This window comes from Nocardia sp. CA-129566 (assembly GCF_050956075.1).
Taxonomy (GTDB): Bacteria; Actinomycetota; Actinomycetes; order Mycobacteriales; family Mycobacteriaceae; genus Nocardia.
Genome location: NZ_CP192085.1, coordinates 9029652 through 9048679, shown reverse-complemented (window position 1 = coordinate 9048679; position 19028 = coordinate 9029652). Strand labels below are relative to the sequence as shown.

Annotated in this window: 20 protein-coding genes; 10 read left to right on the top strand and 10 right to left on the bottom strand. The window is 66.2% G+C overall.

Annotated elements, in window-relative coordinates; all coding sequences use genetic code 11:
- Positions 1-113: 113 nt before the first annotated feature.
- Positions 114-1235, top strand: coding sequence for a glycerate kinase (locus ACQP0C_RS40265; protein WP_433728919.1), 1122 nt, complete (start codon positions 114-116; stop codon positions 1233-1235).
- 31 nt (positions 1236-1266) lie between these two features.
- Here the strand turns inward: ACQP0C_RS40265 and ACQP0C_RS40260 are convergent, their stop codons facing one another.
- The gene (locus tag ACQP0C_RS40260) at positions 1267-1617 is read right to left on the bottom strand and encodes a winged helix-turn-helix transcriptional regulator (RefSeq protein ID WP_433728917.1); all 351 of its coding nucleotides are present in this window, start codon (positions 1615-1617) and stop codon (positions 1267-1269) included.
- 178 nt (positions 1618-1795) lie between these two features.
- On the opposite strand from ACQP0C_RS40260, the gene ACQP0C_RS40255 reads away from it, so the two are divergent.
- Positions 1796-2677 carry an NAD(P)-dependent oxidoreductase gene (locus ACQP0C_RS40255; protein WP_433728914.1) on the top strand — a complete coding sequence of 294 codons (882 nt, stop codon included), beginning with the start codon at positions 1796-1798 and terminating at the stop codon, positions 2675-2677.
- 38 nt (positions 2678-2715) lie between these two features.
- Here the strand turns inward: ACQP0C_RS40255 and ACQP0C_RS40250 are convergent, their stop codons facing one another.
- From ACQP0C_RS40250 to ACQP0C_RS40240, 3 genes are read right to left on the bottom strand one after another with little or no spacing between them, the layout of a single operon-like run.
- The gene (locus ACQP0C_RS40250) at positions 2716-2973 is read right to left on the bottom strand and encodes a helix-turn-helix transcriptional regulator (RefSeq protein WP_433728912.1); all 258 of its coding nucleotides are present in this window, start codon (positions 2971-2973) and stop codon (positions 2716-2718) included.
- On the bottom strand, positions 2963-3814 hold the full coding sequence (locus tag ACQP0C_RS40245; RefSeq protein ID WP_433728910.1) for an ABC transporter permease: 852 nt from the start codon (positions 3812-3814) through the stop codon (positions 2963-2965). The genes ACQP0C_RS40250 and ACQP0C_RS40245 overlap by 11 nt, the downstream gene beginning before the upstream one ends.
- The gene (locus tag ACQP0C_RS40240) at positions 3811-4737 is read right to left on the bottom strand and encodes an ABC transporter ATP-binding protein (RefSeq protein WP_433728907.1); all 927 of its coding nucleotides are present in this window, start codon (positions 4735-4737) and stop codon (positions 3811-3813) included. The genes ACQP0C_RS40245 and ACQP0C_RS40240 overlap by 4 nt, the downstream gene beginning before the upstream one ends.
- A 158-nt stretch (positions 4738-4895) precedes the next feature.
- Between ACQP0C_RS40240 and ACQP0C_RS40235 the strand changes: the two genes are divergently transcribed.
- Positions 4896-5687, top strand: coding sequence for an ArsR/SmtB family transcription factor (locus ACQP0C_RS40235; protein WP_433728905.1), 792 nt, complete (start codon positions 4896-4898; stop codon positions 5685-5687).
- 176 nt (positions 5688-5863) lie between these two features.
- A complete protein-coding gene (locus tag ACQP0C_RS40230) occupies positions 5864-6310 on the top strand; it encodes a nitroreductase family deazaflavin-dependent oxidoreductase (RefSeq protein ID WP_433728902.1) in 447 nt (148 codons plus the stop codon).
- 133 nt (positions 6311-6443) lie between these two features.
- Here the strand turns inward: ACQP0C_RS40230 and aroQ are convergent, their stop codons facing one another.
- Positions 6444-6881 (bottom strand): type II 3-dehydroquinate dehydratase, encoded by a 438-nt coding sequence (aroQ, locus tag ACQP0C_RS40225; protein WP_433728899.1) that lies wholly within the window; start codon positions 6879-6881, stop codon positions 6444-6446.
- Between the two features lie 51 nt (positions 6882-6932).
- Positions 6933-7538, bottom strand: a complete 606-nt coding sequence (locus tag ACQP0C_RS40220; protein ID WP_433728897.1) for a hypothetical protein — start codon at positions 7536-7538, stop codon at positions 6933-6935.
- Positions 7539-7935: 397 nt separating this feature from the next.
- Here ACQP0C_RS40220 and ACQP0C_RS40215 point away from each other — a divergent pair, with 397 nt between their 5' ends.
- The gene (locus ACQP0C_RS40215; protein WP_433728895.1) at positions 7936-9615 is read left to right on the top strand and encodes an NTF2-like N-terminal transpeptidase domain-containing protein; all 1680 of its coding nucleotides are present in this window, start codon (positions 7936-7938) and stop codon (positions 9613-9615) included.
- Positions 9616-9619: 4 nt separating this feature from the next.
- Here the strand turns inward: ACQP0C_RS40215 and ACQP0C_RS40210 are convergent, their stop codons facing one another.
- The 3 genes from ACQP0C_RS40210 to ACQP0C_RS40200 all read right to left on the bottom strand — a co-directional run bounded on the left by ACQP0C_RS40210 (position 9620) and on the right by ACQP0C_RS40200 (position 12791).
- Positions 9620-10000 (bottom strand): DUF3054 domain-containing protein, encoded by a 381-nt coding sequence (locus tag ACQP0C_RS40210; protein ID WP_433728893.1) that lies wholly within the window; start codon positions 9998-10000, stop codon positions 9620-9622.
- 81 nt (positions 10001-10081) lie between these two features.
- Positions 10082-11197 carry a lysylphosphatidylglycerol synthase transmembrane domain-containing protein gene (locus ACQP0C_RS40205; protein ID WP_433728891.1) on the bottom strand — a complete coding sequence of 372 codons (1116 nt, stop codon included), beginning with the start codon at positions 11195-11197 and terminating at the stop codon, positions 10082-10084.
- A gap of 58 nt (positions 11198-11255) precedes the next feature.
- Entirely contained in the window at positions 11256-12791 is a 1536-nt protein-coding gene (locus ACQP0C_RS40200; protein ID WP_433734796.1) for an adenylate/guanylate cyclase domain-containing protein, read from the bottom strand.
- Between the two features lie 101 nt (positions 12792-12892).
- Here ACQP0C_RS40200 and ACQP0C_RS40195 point away from each other — a divergent pair, with 101 nt between their 5' ends.
- From ACQP0C_RS40195 to ACQP0C_RS40180, 4 genes are all read left to right on the top strand, one after another.
- Positions 12893-14152 (top strand): AI-2E family transporter, encoded by a 1260-nt coding sequence (locus ACQP0C_RS40195; RefSeq protein WP_433728890.1) that lies wholly within the window; start codon positions 12893-12895, stop codon positions 14150-14152.
- Positions 14130-15335, top strand: a complete 1206-nt coding sequence (gene macS, locus ACQP0C_RS40190) for a MacS family sensor histidine kinase (RefSeq protein ID WP_433728889.1) — start codon at positions 14130-14132, stop codon at positions 15333-15335. Before ACQP0C_RS40195 ends, macS begins: the two co-directional genes overlap by 23 nt.
- A complete protein-coding gene (locus ACQP0C_RS40185; protein WP_433728887.1) occupies positions 15296-16000 on the top strand; it encodes a response regulator in 705 nt (234 codons plus the stop codon). Before macS ends, ACQP0C_RS40185 begins: the two co-directional genes overlap by 40 nt.
- Positions 16001-16214: 214 nt before the next feature.
- Positions 16215-16919: a DUF1707 SHOCT-like domain-containing protein gene (locus ACQP0C_RS40180; RefSeq protein ID WP_433728885.1), complete on the top strand. Its 705-nt coding sequence runs from the start codon at positions 16215-16217 to the stop codon at positions 16917-16919.
- A gap of 8 nt (positions 16920-16927) precedes the next feature.
- On the opposite strand, the gene ACQP0C_RS40175 is transcribed toward ACQP0C_RS40180, so the two are convergent.
- On the bottom strand, positions 16928-18118 hold the full coding sequence (locus tag ACQP0C_RS40175; protein ID WP_433728883.1) for a helix-turn-helix domain-containing protein: 1191 nt from the start codon (positions 18116-18118) through the stop codon (positions 16928-16930).
- Between the two features lie 317 nt (positions 18119-18435).
- On the opposite strand from ACQP0C_RS40175, the gene ACQP0C_RS40170 reads away from it, so the two are divergent.
- Positions 18436-18894: a hypothetical protein gene (locus tag ACQP0C_RS40170; RefSeq protein WP_433728880.1), complete on the top strand. Its 459-nt coding sequence runs from the start codon at positions 18436-18438 to the stop codon at positions 18892-18894.
- Positions 18895-19028: the final 134 nt, after the last annotated feature.

The following is a 19028-nucleotide window of genomic DNA, read 5'->3' as shown; positions in this document are numbered from 1 at the left end:
ATGACTCGCACCTGGATCCGGACTCCACCCCGAGCGAACGGCCTCCACCGACGGTGGGCTGGGCGTGTTCTGCCCGACGTGCGCCCGTCGGAACCACCCCGGACAATGTGGGAATGACGTCCGCGCTCCGAGTGGTGATCGCCCCGGATAAGTTCAAGGGCTCGCTGACCGCGCCCGAGGTGGCGGCGGCGCTGGCCGCTGGCATCACGCGCGCATGCCCGGACGCCGGGATCCGGCAGGTGCCGGTCGCGGACGGCGGTGACGGAACCGTCGACGCATTCGTAGCGGCGGGCTGGGAGCGGATCGAGGTCGATGCGCCGGGGCCAACGGGAGCGGCCGACACCGCGGCCTATGCGGTGCAGGGGACCACCGCGGTAGTCGAATTGGCCGCGGCGGTCGGACTGACGAAACTGCCGGCGGGGAAACCCGATCCGCTCGGTGCGCACACCTATGGACTCGGCGTCGTCATCGCGCACGCATTGGATCGCGGCGCCACCGATATCGTCCTCGGCCTCGGCGGCAGCGCCTCCACCGACGGCGGTGCGGGCATGCTGCAGGCCCTCGGTGCGCGCATCCTGGACGCCGACGGCAATGAATTGCCCACGGGCGGTGCCGCTTTGGTGCATGCCGCGCGAGTGGATCGCACCCGATTGCATCCGGGCATTTCGGCTGCGAACTTCACTTTGGCCTGCGATGTCGACAACCCCCTGCTCGGCCCGACCGGCGCGGTCGCGGTGTACGCGCCCCAGAAGGGGGCGACGCCGTCGGATCTGCCCATCCTCGAGGCGGCGCTGACGAACTGGGCGACCGTCCTCGCACCGGAATTCGCGGATGTCCCAGGTGCGGGCGCGGCGGGTGGCACCGGCTTCGGCGCTTTGGCGGTGCTCGGCGCGCAGGTGCGCAGTGGCATCGAGGTGGTACTCGAACTCCTCGATTTCCCAGCACTTCTCGACGGTGCCGCCCTCGTCGTCACCGGCGAGGGTTGCCTCGATACGCAGAGTCTGCACGGCAAGGCCCCGATCGGCGTCCGCGAGGTGGCGGGCAAGGCGGGCGTCGCGGTGGTGGCGGCCGTCGGCCGAGCGCAGTTGACCCGCGATGAGATCCGAGCGGCGGGCTTCACCGCCTGCTACGCCCTGGCCGATCTGGAGCCGGATCCGGCCCGCTGCATCGCCGATGCGGCCCGGCTGCTCGCCCGCGTCGGCGAACGAATAGCCGTGGACAACATCCGAATTTGATCGGCGCGCGCCCTGGATGCGGGGTCGACCGCTAGCCCGCCGCGGCGAGCAGGTTGCCGAGCAGTTCGTCGCGGTGGGCATCGCCCCAGGCCTCTAGCGGGCGCAGGGCCACCGCGAGTTCTGCACCGAGTGGGGTGAGGCAGTATTCGACGCGCGGGGGGACTTCGGGGAAGACCTCGCGGTGAACCACACCGCTGGCTTCGAGGTGGCGCAGGTTCTCGGCGAGGACCTTTTCGCTGACGCCGGTGAGCTGCTTGCGAATCCGGCCGAAGCGCTGTGGCCCGGCGCCGAGCACCCACATCAGATGCAGCTTCCATTTGCCGCCGACGACATCGATCGCAACCGACATGCCGCACACCTCGTGACCTGCGTCACTGCTCATATCCACCGCACCCTTCTGAGCTGAATTCGAACCTCGAGGTAAGCAACCACACCTCAACGTTCGGTCTTCCCGACCCTACCTGCGATAACGACCATGGACTCTGGCCGTTGCGACTGCATGCAGGTCGCTCGAAAGGGTCAGCCGACAACCGATCGAACGAGAACCGAAGGGACACACAATGTCCGAACAGACCACCGCTGGATCCGTCTCCGTCCTCGGCCTCGGGCCGATGGGCCAGGCCATGGTCCGGGCCTTCCTGGACGCCGGTATCGAGGTGACGGTGTGGAACCGCAGCACCGACAAGGTCGACGCCATGGTCGAACTCGGCGCGAAGCGGGCCGCCACGGTCGCCGAGGCGCTCGACGCCAACGAGGTGTCCGTGCTCAGCCTCACCCACTACGCCGCCATGTACGACGTGCTCGGCCAGGCGACCGACCACCTGCCGGGCAAGGTGATCGCGAATCTGTCCTCGGATTCTCCGGAAAAGGCCCGCAAGGGTGCGGCCTGGGTGCGCGAGCACGGTGCGGAGTTCATCTCCGGCGGCGTCATGTCGGCGGGGGACAATATCGCGCATCCGGCGTCGTTCATCTTCTACAGCGGTCCCCAGCAGGTCTTCGACGCGCACGCCGAACTGTTGCGTCCGCTGAGCCCACAGGAATACCTCGGTGTCGACGACGGGCTCGCGCAGGTCTTCTACCAGGCCGGACTGATCATCTTCCATCCATGGATGCTCGCCTTCGACCAGGCGCTCGCGGTGATCGAGAAGTCCGGTCACAGCATCGACCAGTTCCTGCCCTTCGCACTGCGCTCGGCCGCCGCGTACCCGTACTTCATCGAGGATTTCGCGGCCGCGGCGAAGGCGGGCGGCTGGGGCACCCTGGCCAGCCTGAAGATGATGGACGCTGGCGCGCAGCACATTATCGAGGCCAGCGAGGAGGTCGGCGTCGACGCGACACTCTCGCACGCATCGCAGGGGCTGTGGCGGCGTGCCATCGCGGCCAGCGAGCAGGCGGGCAAGGCGGTTCCGGTGTACCAGCTGTTCGCCGGTCAGCGGGACTGAATCGCGGTGCCCTCGAGCCGAATTCGCGAACCATCGGGTTAGTCGCCGACGATCCGCGCCGATTCGGCGGCCGAGCCGAGACGCGGGAAGGGGCTGGTGGAGAAGATAACCTCCACCGCCACTTCGAAGTATGCCGCGATCCGCAATGCGAGATGCAGGCTCGGACTGTACTCGCCGCGCTCGAGGTAACCGATCGTCTGATAGTGCACGCCGAGCGCCTCGGCCAACTCCCGTCGGGAGATACCGCGCTCGGCCCGCAACATGGCGATGCGGTTGTAGATGACCTCAGTAGGCACGCTGAATCGCCCTCTCGCGGCGTGCCGCCACGCTCGACCCGGACTCGCGACGTGCCATCCTGCGCAGCACCACCGGGGCCAGCAGCAATCCGGCCACCGCCCAGACGCCCAGCACGGCAATGGTTTCCGGATGTCGCCAGGAGTGGCCGAGTTCGACCGCGACCGCATCGCCCGGCAGCATCGCCGCGCGCATGCCGATGCCGACCCAGTAGACGGGGAACACCTGCGCAATGCCCTGTAGCCAGCCCGGCATCGAGGTGATCGGGTAGAAGATGCCGGAGATGGCGACAATGCCCATGATCGGCAGCGAGAGGAACCCGATATTGCGGGGATTGCTGAACAGCGATCCGAGCACCGCGCCGGCGGGCATGGTCGCGATCATGCCGAGCGCCACAATGCCGATCAGGCTCAGCCAGGAGCCGACGCTGTCCATCGCCGTGCCGTCGACCAGGAAGAGCCCGGGTATCAATATCACAAGGAACGGGACGACCACCCAACCCGCGGTCGTAACGATCTTGCCGATCAGATAGCCCACCATGCCGTTCGGTGTCGCCTTGGCGCGCAACAGTGTTCCGTCCTCGCGCTCCATGGTGAGCATCTGGGCGATGGCGAACATGCCGTTGAAGGCAACGAGCATGCCGAGGATGCTCGGCAGGGCCAGTGATCCGAGCCCGAGGCCGCTCGCCTGGAATTTCGCATCGCGCATGAACAACAGCACGATGACCATGGTGACCGGCCAGAACAGCAAGCCCCACAGGTCCTGGGGAGTGGTGAGCATTTGTCGCAGCTCGATCAGTCCGCGCCGGGTTCCGGCCCGGACCGCGGTGTCGATCGGGTTCATCGCACGACCTCCTCCAGTGCATGGACCTCGGTTTCGAGCCTGCCGGATTCGTACTGCTGCACGAGCTTCATGTAGGTGTCCTCGAGCGAGGCGCGCCGCACCTCCAGTTCGCCTATCTCCTCGCCGTGCTGCCCGAACAGCTCGTAGACGAATTTGGTCGACTCGGTGGTGGTGTGCACGAATCGCTGTCCATTGTGGGTCCAACGGATTTCGGCCTCGCCCGCGATGCGCCGCGACAGTTCGTCGGCCGAGCCATCGGCGATGATCCGGCCACCGGCCAGGATCATGATGCGGTCGGCGAGCTTCTCGGCCTCGTCGAGATCGTGGGTGGTGAGCAGGATGGTGGTCCGGTCGTCGGCGAGTTGATGGATCAGATCGTGGAATTCGCGTCGGGCCTGTGGATCGAAGCCCGCGGTCGGTTCGTCGAGGAACAGCAGTTCGGGACGGCCGACGATGCCGATCGCGACATCCATGCGGCGACGCTGTCCGCCGGACAGCGATCCGATCTTGCTGTTCGACTGTTCGGTGAGACCGACGGCGGCGATGAGTTCGTCGGTGTCCCAAGGCCGTTGGATCGTCCCGGTGCGGTAGGGCGCGTAATAGGTGCCGAGGTGCGAAAGTAATTCGCGCACTCGCCATTTGGCGTGGTCGCGCCACGACTGCAGGACCACGCCGATCCGGGCCCGCCAGGCTTCGTTCCCCTGCGCGGGATCCATACCGAGTACCTCGACGCGGCCCGCGGAGCGCATGCGGAAGCCCTCCAGAATTTCGATGGTGGTGGTCTTGCCCGCGCCATTCGGTCCGAGCAGTACCAGCACCTCGCCCGGTCGCGCCTGGAACGTCACATTGTGCAGGACGTCGGTCGTGCCGTATCGCATGCGCAGTTTCTCGACGTCGAGCGCGACGCCGTCACCCAGTGTCATCTCATCCTCCCGTTGTGAGATCGGGATGATTCATAGCATATCTACTACATAGCGCAGCGACAATGCTGTTTTCGAGCGTTCCGCCATTGACATGCAGCCAAGGGGCTGCCTATTGTTAGAAATGCAGCTTGCTGGCTGCATATCTCGAAGAAGGTGGTATGGACGAGGTATTCAAGGCGCTCGCCGATCCGAGCCGCAGAAGGCTGCTCGACAGTCTCAACACGCGCAACGGACAAACCCTGCGCGAGCTGTGCGCCGAACTGGATATGGCCCGCCAGTCGGTGAGCAAGCACCTCGCGGTCCTGGAGGCGGCCAATTTGATCACCACCCGCCGCAGCGGCCGCGAAAAACTGCACTACCTCAACGCCGAACCCATCAACGCGATAGCCGACCGCTGGATCACCCGCTACCACCGCGCCCGAGTCCACGCCATCGCCGACCTGAAACGAGCACTGGAGGCAAACCCCATGAGCGACAACGCATTCGTCTACGCCACCTACATCAAGACCACCCCCGAGAAGCTCTGGCAAGCGCTCACCGACCCCACCTTCACCAACCGCTACTGGGGCGCGAGCTTCGATACCGATTGGCAGCCCGGCTCGGAAATGGTCTGGCACCAAAGGGAGTGGACCAGCAAGGACCCCGAACAGCTCGTCCTGGAATCGGATCCGTATAGGAAGCTGTCCTACACCTGGCACACCTTCGACCCCGCCTTCGCCACAGCCTTCGAAATGAACCCGGACGACGTCGCGTCATGGGCACGCGAACCCCGCTCGAGGGTCACCTTCGAACTCGAACCCGCCGGTACCGAACTCGTGAAGCTGACCGTCGTCCACGACGGCTTCCCCTCCGACAGTCAAGTCCTCGAAGGCATCAGCGGCGGCTGGCCCGCCATCCTCTCCAACCTCAAAACCCTCCTCGAAACCGGAACCCCCCTCCTCACCTCCTAACCCTCGGTCTGGACAAGTGATCATCATGCGCTGGTGCAGGCAAACACTGAGAAAACCCCTGCATGAGCGCATTCTCGCGGGCGTTCCGGGAGGGGAGAGCAGTGCTCTTGACTGGGAGAGGGGGAGCGTGGAACACTGGTCTCAATAGAGAGCGGTGCTCACAAAAGGAGAGAATGATGGATGCCAGCACTCGGTACATCGGTCCTGCTGGGTTTGATCCGATCATGAATCGGATTGCCAACTGGCTGCCTCGGCTCGGGATCAGTGTTATGGGGTCGCGGTTGTTGGCTGTGCGGGGGCGTAAGAGTGGGGAGTGGCGGACGACGATGGTGAATCTGTTGACCGACGCCGATGGCGCTCGGTATCTGGTTGCGCCGCGGGGGCATACGCAGTGGGTGCGGAATTTGCGGGTTGCGGGCAGTGGGGAGTTGCGATTGGGGCGCAAGGTCGAGGCGTTTACCGCGACCGAGGTGGCGGATGCGGACAAGGTGCCGTTGTTGCGGCTCTACCTGCAGAAGTGGGGCTGGGAGGTGGGGAAGTTTTTCGAGGGGGTTACCAAGGACGCCAGCGATGCCCAGTTGGCCGAGATCGCACCGGGGTTCCCGGTTTTCCGGCTTGCATAGTGCGGCAGAGCAATTCGGTCGAACTCGAAGCGTTCAATGATCGGCGTGTCCGAAATGCGATGGGTGCGGCGTTGCGCGGGGCGCTACGCCGCTGGGCGGGAGCAGTTCCCGCCTGGTCCGGTCCAACCGCCGCCTAGCGCTTGATCAGGAATTCGATGGCGGCGGCGTAGCCATGGATGCCCATTCCGGCGACCACCGCGGTGGCGATGGGGGAAATGTAGGAGTGATGCCGAAACTCCTCGCGCACATGCACATTACTGATGTGCACCTCGACGATGGGGAGTTCCGGAATCACCAGCGCATCACGCAGCGCCACCGAAGTGTGCGTCAGCCCACCGGGATTGATGACAATGCCGGATTCGATGCCGCGCGCCCTATGGATCCGATCGATCAGCGCTCCTTCGGAATTCGACTGGAACGCATCGATCTCGCGGCCGTACCGGGCGGCGGTCTGCCTGCACAGCTCGACGACATCGTCGAGCGTGGCCGACCCGTAGACCTCCGGCTGGCGGGTGCCGAGCATATTGAGGTTGGGGCCGTTGAGAACCAGGATCGGACCGGGTGTCGACATGGACAAGACCCTAGCCGCAACGACTGCCAGTAGGTCGCTCGACGATCCGATCTAGAGTCCCTGCGGACCTTCCGACCGCAGGTCATCCACCTTCCGCATCGCGGTGCGCAGCTCCTCGAGCCAGGCCTCGGCGTGTTTGCCCGCCAACTTCACCGTCCAGGCCAGCGCATCCGCCCGCGACCGGGCCACACCGGAATCGACGAGTGTGTCGAGCACCTTGCGCTCCGGCTGACGCAACCGGGTCATGACCGGAACGGCCAAGTGTGTGAACATGGTTCGCTCACCATCCACCGAGACGCCCCAGGCCACGCTGCGCCCGTACCGGCGTTGGGCCTCGTCCGCGATCCGCATCCGCGCCGGGCGGGTGGTCTCGCGGAATCGGGCGATGGCGCCCTCCTTCGTCGCGGCCGGCACCTCCTCGGCGGGCGCGTCGGCGTCGGCCTGTTCCGATACCGCCGGCTTTTCCGGCTGCTGGATCGGCAGTTCACCGATCACGACGATTTCGTCGCGGTCGATTTCGATGACGGGCTGCCCGGTGAACCAGTCGCTCGGCAACCGTCCGGCGAACCAGTCGGGGGCATCCGCTGGGTCGGGCAGATCGGCCTGCTGCCAGCCGCCCGGTCGTCCGAAGCCCCGTCCCCGATGATCGTGCCTCATTTGAGAATCACCTACTTACTGTGCTGGGTATATTTGATTGATTACAAGATTACTTCGCAAATGGTGTGCATGGTTCCGCTCTGTGCGAACGGTTTCGGGGAAAGGCGGCAGGGGTACGCCCCAGAGAGGGTGTGCGCTGGTCAACGGGGTCCTTCGCCCCCGAAACGCCGACGTACGCCGTTTTCGTCCGACTTTGCGTTCCGGCCGGTACGGTTGCGGCGCCGGGTGTCGCGGCGGGACCGGGGAACGCCTATGATCAGCCACTCGAGGCAAGGGTTTCGGGCACAATCGGAGATGCTGAGCATGGGTAACGTCCGGGCTGCGGCGGCACGGCGGACAACTAATTTCAGGTACGGTGGTCTTGTTACTGGAGTGACAAGAGTAAAGAGTGGGCGACATGGATGTGTGGGGATCCCGCCGCTATCGCGTCCGGGGCGCAATCGCACTCGCGGGGGCGGCGGCACTGGCTATCACGATCGGATCGTGTGGAACCGACCAGAAACGCAATGAGGCCGAAAGTGTCGTAGACCGCTTCACCGAACTGCTCGACAATCAGAACTATGCCAAGGCGGCGGAGCTGACCTCCTATCCCACCGCCGCTTCAGCAACGCTGAAGCAAATGTTCGCGGGTTTGCAGCCGGGCAAGGTCGACTACCAGAAGACCCAATTCATCGGCCTGGGCCCCGAGGGCGGACTGTTCAGCATGGACGTCGCCTGGAACTTCGGCGAGAACAAGACCTGGAAGTACAGCCTGCAGGGCAATGTGCGGAAGTTGGCGATCGGCTGGCGGATCTCCTGGGATCCCGCCGTCGTCATGCCGCAACTGGACCACAACCGCACGGTCCGCCTCGTGCGCACCACACCCGCCCCGCCACCCCGGGTCAGCGATATCGTCGGCGACGCGTTGATGACCGAACAGGTCATCAATGTGATCAAGCTCGACCCGGCCAAGACGACCGATCCGGTCGCCTCGACCGACGCACTGGCCAAGGCCATCGCACCGGTCGCGCCGCTGATCACCGGACCGTCGCTGCTGCAGCAACTGTCGAGCTCGCAGGGCAAGCCGATTGTCGCGGTGAATCTGCGCGAACCCGATTTCGCGATTCTGGAGCCCGCGATGGCCCGGGTGCCCGGCGTGGTGATGGAGAAGCAGCCGCGGCTCATCTCCGCCGACCGCCGGACCTGGTCGCCGATGCTGGACGCGCTGCGCAAGGTGTGGCAGGACAGTCAGGATCAGCACTCGGGTTGGGGTGTGCAGGTTTTCGAACAGGACGGTCGCTTCGTCGGGCAGATCGCCGGATATCAGGGACCGCCCGGTCCGGATATCGCGGCCACCATGGATCAGCGCCTGCAGCGCGCCGCCGAGGATGCGGTGGTGAGCGTGGGCACGCCCGCCTCGATCGTGGCGATCCAGCCCTCCAGCGGCGCTGTCGTCGCGGTCGCGCAGAACACGCAGGCCAGCGAGCACGGTTCGGTCGCCTTCACCGGGCTGTATCCGGTCGGCACCAATATCGACCTGTTCCGCACGGTCGCCTCGGTCCAGAAGAACAAGGCACCGCAGGACGTTTCGGTGCCGGATGCGGCCGAGGCCGCGCCGAATCTCGGTGTTGGCGTCGATTACAAGGTGCCTGGACTCGATGAGGTCACCGGGCGGGTCGCGGTCGCGGGCCGCAGTGCCGAGCAGGTCCGTCAGGGCGGCGGTACGGATGCGGTGCTGGCCAGTCCCTTCGGCATGGCGATCGCCGCGGCCGCCATCGCGCGCGGACAGGTGCTGCCGCCGAAGATCGAGGCCGGCCGGCCGAGCACCACCGACGCCCAGGTCGGCGGCATGTCACCGGAGCTGACCGACCGGCTGCGTGGGCTGTTGCGCGAGGGCGCGGGCCGACCGGAATTCGCGCCGCTGCGGCCGTTCCGCGATGTCACCGGATTCGCGGCCACCGCGGGCAATGACGGTTGGCTCATCGCGATTGCGGGGGATCTGGCCTTCGCGATCCACATCAATGACACCGACAGCGGTGACGCGACCGCGCGGATGGCGGCCAGGATGCTCCAATACCTGGCCTCTCCGGAGCCCTGATGCCTCAGTTGACGACCTTGCTGGCCGCGCGCCAGCCGAGCAGGAACAGCGCCAGCACACATGCCGCGACAATGATGAAACTGAACGCCGTGCCCTGACCGCTGATCACGCGCAGCACCATGCCGCCGCAGAGCGTGCCGAACCAGACCAGAACGCCGGTCGGCCACAGGGCGGTCCCGTCGAAGTGCGCCCCGCGCCCCTCTGCGCCGCGCATCCGGCTCGCGACGGCGACGGCCGCCACCCAGCCGATCGCGAGTCCCACCCCGAACGGCCACACCGTCTTCAGCAGTCCGGTGAGTATCGCCTCATCATGGCTGCGCCTGCCGATCGCGCAGAACAGGACCACCAGCAGTGCATCGACCAGCAACGGCACCAGTTTCTTCACGCGGGCCAGCGTAGTAGTGCCCGTTTCGGTCGCTCGGATGCGGCAACCTGCCGGTCGAGCCCCGCTCGGTATGCCCCGATGTCACAGCGTCCGGCGCTGCTCGAATTCCTTCTCGAATTCCGCATCGTCGGCCTGTGGGGTGCGGAACAGGAAGGCGAAGACGATCCAGCCGATGATCGCGACCAGGATGAAGCTCACCAGGCGGTAGACGAAAGCGGCGGCGACGGCCTGGGAGGCGGGCAGGGCGGCGCCCGCGGTGAGGCCGTAGATGAGGGTCGCGTCGACGTAGACGATGCCGCCGGGTGCGAACGGGATGGAACCGACGGCCTTACCCGCGGTGAACGCGATGAGCAGACCGGCCAGCTTCGGATCGGCGCCGATCGCGTAGCAGGCCGCGCCGAGGCAGGCCACATCGGCGAAGCGGTGCACCAGCGCCCAGCCCGCGACCAGGAGGCCGTCGCGCTTGCCCAGATCCACCGATTCCAGCTGCGCGAGCATATCGGCGATCTTGCTCATGCCCTGGTCGGCGGGCCTCTTGCGGATTCGATTGAGCAGTGCGAGGCCGCGGCGCAGTACGGCCTCCAGCGCGCCGGGATTCTTCGACAGGTGGTTGCCCGCCCACACCAGCGCGATCACACCGGCCACCGACAGGATGAGTTTGAACGGTCCGACCTGATTGCCGACCAGCAGTGCGCCGCCGACGCCGAGCAGGGCGAGTCCGGCGGTGGCCACCACGCCGGAGATCACCAACTGCCAGGAGGCGACGATCGGATTCGCGCCCCAGCGGCGGGTCTGGCGATAGGTGAAGGCGGTGGAAAACACCTGTCCGGCGGGCAGCGTCACCGACATCGCGGTGGCGCCGTAGACGACGGCGACGGATTTGTGCTGGCGGACATCGACGCCGCCCGCGTGCAGCAGTTGTTTCTGAACCCGGCTGAATCCGCTCATCGACAGCGCGGCCATCCAGATACAGGCGGCGACCCAGCCCCAGTGAATTTCGGTGAGCTTATTCCAGGAATCGTGCAATCGTGGCCAGAGGTAGTAACCCTCGCCGATGAGCAATGCCAGCAATGCGATACCGGCGACCCATTTGACCCACCAGAACCTCCCCCGTTGGCCCCGCTTCGTCGGTCTGTCGGTCGGGTCCTCAGGCGGCGGCGGTGCCGGATCGCCTGCTAGTTCCCCGTTGGCCGTCACGTGGTCAGCCTAACTAACCGATTGTTTCGATGTCTGCATCGACGTGCGGAGCCGGGATCTAATCGCCGGAGCCCTCCGTAGCAACCCAGGCCGGCTCGTCCTGTTCCGTCGCTCGCACCGCGGTGCCGTCCTTCGGCCAGGCCAACCTGGTCTTGCGCCGCCGCCCGCGCAGCTGGACTTCGTCTCCTGTCAGCCAAAAGTCCTGCTCACTTTCATCGGCGAAATACAGCGCGCTGCCGGAGGCGAGTACGCGGCCGGGGCGATCCTTGGCCAGTTCGGTCAGTCGCGATGCCTCGTTCACCGGATCGCCGATCACGGTGTATTCGAAACGGTTTGCGGCACCGATATTTCCGGCGACCGCCAGACCCGCCGATACCCCGATACCGATATCGAGTCCGGGCACCTCGCGCAGGGCTTCGCGCAGTTCACGCGCGGCGGCCAGGGCGGCGGTCGGTGCGTCCGGTCGATCCAGCGGAGCACCGAAGATCGCCAGCGCGGCATCGCCGACGAATTTGTTGACGAATCCGTGGTGCCGGTCGATGACGTCGACGACGATCCGGAAGAACTCGTTGAGCAGGCTGACCACCTCGGTCGGCGGGCGCTCCGCCGCGGTCGCGGTGGAGCCGACCATATCGACGAACAGCACGGCCACGAACCGGGTCTCCCCGCCGAGTTCGGTGCCGTAGTCCAGAGCGCGCTGCGCCACCTCCTCGCCAACATGCTGACCGAAGAGTTCCTGCAGCTCGCGGCGTTTGGCGGCCTCTTCCATCATGCGGTTGAAGCCGACCTGCAGCAGCCCGATCTCACTGCCGTCGAATACCTCGACCTGCACGTCCCGGGCACCCTCCTGCACCCGGTCGATGGCCTGGCTGAGCTGGCGCACCGGATCGGAGATGCTGGATCCGGTGAGCATGGACAGCGCGAGCGCCTGCATGATCACCACACCGCACAGCAGCAGGATGGAGATGGCCAGCGACTGCGCCGAGAATTTCACATCCGACGAGATCTGGGTGACGCACAGCAGCACAATGGCGATGGTGGGGGCGAAAGTGCCCATGCCCCAGGTCATCGCCATTCTGGTGCCGACGCCCGGGGTCAGCGAACGGTCGAACGAACCCTCGGTCAGTGCCTCGGCGGCGACCGGTCGCAGAATCCGTTCGCCGAGCATGTAGGTGAAGCCGAATACGATCGTCGCGGCCATACATTCGGTGACGATGACCGCGCCCGCCAGTTCCGGCGCGTCCGCGATGATGGTGGCCGCCAGGATGGCGCCGCCGATCAGCCACAGCACCAGATGCAGGATCGCCTGTCGCAGCGGCGCGTGCAGTGCGGCCATCTGCTCCTGTCGGCTCGGCGGCCCGCCGCGCATCTGCCAGCGCATGACCGGACGCAGCATCAGTGCCGAGGCGGCCAGGCTCAGCAGACCGCCGGTGGTGAAGACCAGACCGGGAATCACCAGGCCAGTGCGTCGCGCACTGGCCGCCTCACCCTCGGGAACCGGGAGTCCATATTGGATGAACGCCCACACCAGGACCGCACCGAAGGCATTGGCCAACAGCATCGATGTCAGGTACAGCGGCCAGCGCGTTCGCATGGTCTGTTTGACCGCTTCCAAAGGCGCTGACACGTGACCAATCTAGCGTTTCGATCATGTGAGCATATCCGCGGCGGTCCCCGCCGATTAGGCTCGCGAAGGTGACCGACCAGAAGGTAAGTGCTACGGGGAAAGCCACTGCTGTGCGGTCGGCTGCTGATTCCGTCCACCCGTTCGTCCGGGTTTCCGCGGAGTGGTCGTGGCGGCTATTGGTGATGTTCGCCGCGCTGATCGCGCTCTCGGCGGTGGTGCAGCGCTTGGCGACGGTGGTGATCCCGCTCGCCATCGGGTTGCTGGCCGCCGCACTGCTGGCGCCGCTGGTGGATTGGCTGCAAGGGCTCGGGGTGCCCAGGGCGGTGGGGGTCTTCGTCGCGCTCGTCGGATCGATCGGCGTGGTCGCGGGCATCATGACCTTCGTCGTCGAACAGTTCGTCGAGGGTGTGCCGCAGCTGTCCGACGAAATCACCCACAGCATTCACGAGATTCAGGACTGGCTGATCAATGGTCCGCCGCATCTGAGCAATGAACAGATCCGGAATGCGGGCGACACGATCGTCAAGACGATCCAATCGAATAGGGAGGGTCTCACCAGCGGGGCGCTGACCACCGCGACGGTGATCGGGCACGTCCTCACCGGCGCGTTCCTGACGCTGTTCATTCTGATCTTCTTCCTCTACAGCGGCGATCAGATCTGGCACTTCGTCACCCGGATCGTGCCGACACCGCATCGGGAAAAGGTGCGCACCGCAGGGCAACTCGGCTTCGGCACGCTGGTCGGATTCGTCCGCGCCACCGTGGTCGTCGCGCTCGTCGATGCCATCGGCATCGGTGCCGGCCTGGCGATCCTCGGGGTACCGCTGGCGCTGCCGCTGGCCTCGCTGGTGTTCATCAGCGCGTTCATTCCGATCGTCGGTGCCTTCCTGGCCGGGACCATCGCGGTCTTCATCGCGCTGGTGACCCAGGGCTGGGTGACCGCGCTGATCGTGCTCGGCATCATCATCGCGGTGATGCAGCTGGAGAGCCATGTGCTGCAGCCGTTGCTGCTCGGGCGGGCCGTGAGCATCCATCCGCTGGCGGTGGTGCTGGCCATTGCCGCCGGCATCGTGCTCGGCGGGATCGCGGGCGGTTTGCTGGCGGTGCCGTTCGTCGCGGTGATGAATACCGCGATCCGGTCACTGCTGTCCGAGAACCCGGAGGAGGCGTTCGAGGAACTGCACACCGGCGAAGGGCACAGAATGTATTCGGCGGAGCCGGATAAACCGGAACCGGGCCGGTTCGACGTGGAGCCGACATTGGCGCGGGAGGCGGCCAGGGAGCACCCGGGTGGGGACAAGACCGATGACGCGGCCGGACCAGACTGAGGTCCGACCTGCCGAACTGAGCGCGGCCGACGCGGCGACCGCGCCGCTGTGGCGGGCCGTACAGGCGTTGCGGCTGGTCACACTGCTCTACGCGGTCGGCCAGCAGGTCGCATCGGTGCAGTACTACCAGCACCAGCAGCTGAGCTGGGTGCTGATCGCGGTGATGGCGGTGTGGTCCGGCACCTCGGCATTCATGTTGTCGCAGTGGCATTTTCCCGATGTGGCGCGGTTGCGGTGGTGGGTGGTGATCGGCGACCACGTGGTGGTTGTCGCACTCATCGCCTCGACCCGCTTGGTCGCCGATTACAGCTGGTACCACGGGCATCAGACGCTGCCGACCACGCTGTGGGTCGCCAATGCCGTTGTCTCGGCGGCGATTCTGCGCGGGCCGCTGGCCGGTGTGCTCTCCGGTCTGCTCATCGCGGCGGTGATCGTCACGGTGCGCGAACAATGGGGACAGGACGTGTGGGCCGATGCGACCGCACCGGTGCTCGTCTCCATCGGTCTCGCGCTCGGACTCGCCGCCAATACCGCGCGGCGCGCCCAAGGACAGCTGGAACAGGCCGTGCGGCTCACGGCGGCTGCCGAGGAACGGGAGCGGCTGGCCCGTGAGGTGCACGACGGTGTACTGCAGGTGCTCAGCTACATCAAACGGCGCGGCAACGAGATCGGCGGGCCCACCGAGGAACTGGCACAGCGGGCCGCGGAACAGGAAGTGGCGCTGCGGGTGCTGATCTCCGAACAGGGCAAACACGGGGACACCGGTGGCGCCGATGTCGATCTACGACCGCTGCTCACCGCGCACGCGACGCCATCGGTATTCGTTTCGACACCTGGTGAGCCCGTGCGGGTGGGGCGTTGGACGGCGGGTGAGATCGCAGCGGCGGTGGCGAACGCACTGTCCAATGTCGCACTGCATGCCGGCCCCGAGGCGAAAGCCTATGTGTTGCTGGAGGATACCGGCGACGAGTTGATCATCAGTGTGCGCGATGACGGCGTCGGTATTGCGCCGGGTCGGCTGGCCGAGGCGGAAGCCGAAGGGCGCATGGGTGTTTCGCGTTCCATTGTCGGCCGGATCGAAACGTTGGGTGGGACGGCGGTGCTGCTGACCGAGGAGGCGGGCGGTGTCGGATTCGGCACCGAATGGGAGTTCCGGGTTCCACGTACAGGAGGTGCGGTGTGACCGATGGCGATGCGGCCGAGACGATTTCGGTCATGGTGGTCGATGACCATCCCATGTGGCGCGACGGTGTCTCGCGGGATCTGGCCGAGGCCGGATTCGAGGTGGCCGCCACCGCGGACGGGGTCGGATCGGCCACCCGGCGGGCGGCGGCGGTGCGGCCCGCGGTGGTGCTGATGGATATGCAGCTGCCCGATGGGAACGGGGCGCAGGCCACCGCGGAGGTGCTGCGGGTATCGCCGCAGAGTCGGGTGCTCGTCTTGTCCGCCTCGGCCGAGCGCGATGATGTGCTGGACGCGATCAAGGCGGGGGCCTGCGGATATCTGGTGAAGAGCGCGTCGGCCAGCGAGCTGATCGAGGCCGTGCGGGCCACCGCGGCGGGGCAGCCGGTATTCACACCCGGACTGGCCGGGTTGGTGCTCGGCGAGTACCGGCGAATGGCGACTGTGCCCGCGCAACCGGATGAACCGCATCGGCCCGCGCTCACCGAGCGCGAGACCGAGGTGTTGCGGATGGTGGCGAAGGGCTTGTCCGCCAAGCAGATCGCCTCCCGGCTCGGGCTCAGTCATCGGACGGTGGAGAACCATGTGCAGGCGACACTGCGCAAGTTGCAGTTGGCCAATCGCGTCGAGCTGACCCGCTATGCGATCGAGCAGGGTCTCGAATAGCGCGATATCGGCTCGGCGGCCGTTAGGAGTTCGGCCACTGATTTCTTCCTCGCTACTGTGGCGATCGTGACGGGCTCGGGCCAGGGACCGTCGGCATCGGATGCCCGTAATGCCCGGATGCGAGATGGGGGCCGATGGATTCGAGTTGGGTGGACGCTGGAATCGGGGATTGCCCTGATGCACCTGACACCGAGGGCTCGGTAATCTCGAATTCATGGGCGGCCCCGAATCGGTATCCAATGGCGTCGGCTCCGGTGACGTGGTCGGCGACCGTGAACTGCGCGTCTCCGACGCCGAACGCGAGCACGTCGGCCAACTGCTGCAGCGGGCGGTCGGGCTCGGCATGCTCTCACTCGGGGAATTCACCGAGCGGATGGATACCGCGCTGGCCGCCAAGACCCGCGGTGAGCTCAATGCCGTACTGGTCGATCTGCCCGGTGTCCGGCTCATCGGTCAGCCCGCCGCACCGCCGTCGACATTCGTCAACGCCACCCCCGGCTTTGTGAAGCGGCCGGTATCACCGCCGCCGTCGGTTCCGTCGCATGCCACGCCCGGCAATGTGATCCGCAGCCGCCTGTCCGGCGTCAATCGCCGCGGGCCATGGCAGGTCGCGCCATCGCTGCACCTGAACAACTGGCTGTCCGGCGTCACCCTCGACTTCACCGAGGCGATCATGTCCACGCAGGTCGTCGAGGTGAATGTCGACGATTATTTGAGCTCGCTCACCCTGATCGTCCCCGCCGAGGCCACCGTCGACCTCAATGGCGTCGACCTGATCGGCTCCAGTGTCAACAACAAGGTCCGCACCGGCCCGCCCTTCGGCCCGCTGCACCTGGTCGTCCAGGGCCGGATCCGCTTCGGCTCGGTGACCGCCAAACACACCCTGCGCGCGCAGTGGCGCAAGTTGATGGGCAGCTGATCGTCGGTCTAGTCGTTGACGCCGATGCGGCGGGCGAAGGCGCGCAGCGGGACTCGGCGGTCATGGTCGAGCAGTTCGGAGACGATATGCCTCGGCAGGGTCTGGTATTTGATCCAGTCGGCGCCGCCGACGCGTTCGGCATTGAGCAGTGCGTCGAGTGCGCGCTGGTGCTGGCCGGTGCGGGTCAGGGCGACGGCGGTGTCGGTGAGGTGGCGGGCCCGGGAGGACTGTGGGAGACCGCAATTCGCGGGCATATCCTTCGCGGCGGCCAGCGCCTCCGGATAGCGTTCGGAGCTGACATTCACATCGACGGTCTGCATGACGACTTGTGAAGGGCCGAAATAGGTTTCGTAGTCGTGCCGATCCGTGCCGATGCGCAGTGCGACCTCACCGGCCGCCTGGACCAGCGACAGCGCTTCGGGCACGTCCTGTGCGCGGCCTGCCGCGGTCGCACCCTGCAATACCAGTGACCCGTAGGCGGACAGATGCGCCAGGGTCTGCTCGCCCTCGGGTTCCAGGCTCGCCGCCGCACGCAGCGCGACCTTGCGCGATTCGTCATAGCGGCCCTGCACCAGCAACTGCCAGGCGACGGAGCCGCGGATGGTGGCCGCCAGCAGCGGGTCATTGCCTTGTTCGGCGGCGGCCAGTGCCTGCCGGATCGCCAGGAATGCCGGATCGGTCTGGCCGAGGTGCACAAGTGTGCAGCCGGTGACCCAATACATGCGGGCGAGCAGTTCATTCGCGGGGGCGACCGTGCCGTTGCGGGCGGCGTGCACCGTGGCCCGCAGCTGGGTGAGCCCCGACGGCAGGATCGAGGTCAGCAACTCGTAGCGGCCCGTCCAGTAGGCGCCCCATGCGTAATCGACTGCGCGACCGGCCTCGTCGAGGCCGATCGCGTCCTCATCCGGTATTTCGCCGAGCAGATCGTCGACCGGGGTCAGTGCGCGCCGGATCGCGACGATGCCAGCGTCCGGATTACCGGAGGGTATGCCGTGCCGCTTGCCCACCAGGTCGGAGATGTCGACATCGAGTGCACGCGCGAGTTTTTGGAGGCTGGCTATCGACGCGGTCTGGCGGCCACCCTGTTCCAGTTTGCGCACCAGGTCCACGCTGACACCGGCTTGGTCGGCGAGTTGGCGCTGGGTGAGCGCCTTTCCGCGGAAGAGCCGTATCCGCACGCCGATCGAGGAATCGTCCATGTAGCCAAGTCCTTTGTTACATCCTTGTTTCAGCGTACGACGTTAAGTGATTGCGCTCACCCGAAGTGGGACATTACGTACGACTCGTTCACGCTCAGTTGGAATACCGTTGCCTTTCTGCAACTTTGAGAATGCAAAGGGCGGCGGCAATGAACACCATGCCGAATACCACCGTGCGAGCTCTCCGCGCCGATCGCGCGCTCGAGCCGGGTGCACACACCAATAGCTTCGCAAGCCACATCCGGCATGTACGCGAACAGCACGGCCCGCTACGTGCGGGGGGCTGCCCGGTCCGCCGGGGCGGTGAGGGGTAAGCCATGTTCGAGCGCTGTCACTCACCCAATGAAGTCGCGCATTTGCTGCGACATCGGTACGGGTTGCCGGTTCAGCTGCTGGCAGGCCGCCCGATGATCACCACCGGCTCCATCCTCGGCGCCCTGGTTATGCCACCGGACCTGGGTCGCAAGGTCCTCGCCACGCTGGATCGCAGCTACACCGCCCCCGTGGTCGCCGATCCGGGCGAGCGCACCTGGACCTTCCTCGTCGCACCCCCGGGCCCATCGAGTCCGGTCGATATCAGCGTGCGCCGCTGCCTGGCCGGACACCATGTGACCGTCATCCCCGGCGGCCGCTACGTCATGCTCCCCACCACCGATTCCCAACTCGGCTGGCACTGGGCGGGCGAACCGGCCCCCGGCGTCCTGCGCATGCCACCCCGCTCCGCGGTGATCAACGCGGTCCACCAGGTCACCACGATGCGAGCGCCGACCAGGTAGGCCTCTGCCCCGACTGACCCCACCTGCAGTTGCTGGTGTGGGTCAGTCGGAGTGTCACGCTGTAGCACTCGATGTGGAAGCGGCCCGCGTATACGGCCGGGTGTCGGCCGCGGTCGTTGCCGTCGGACGCAAGC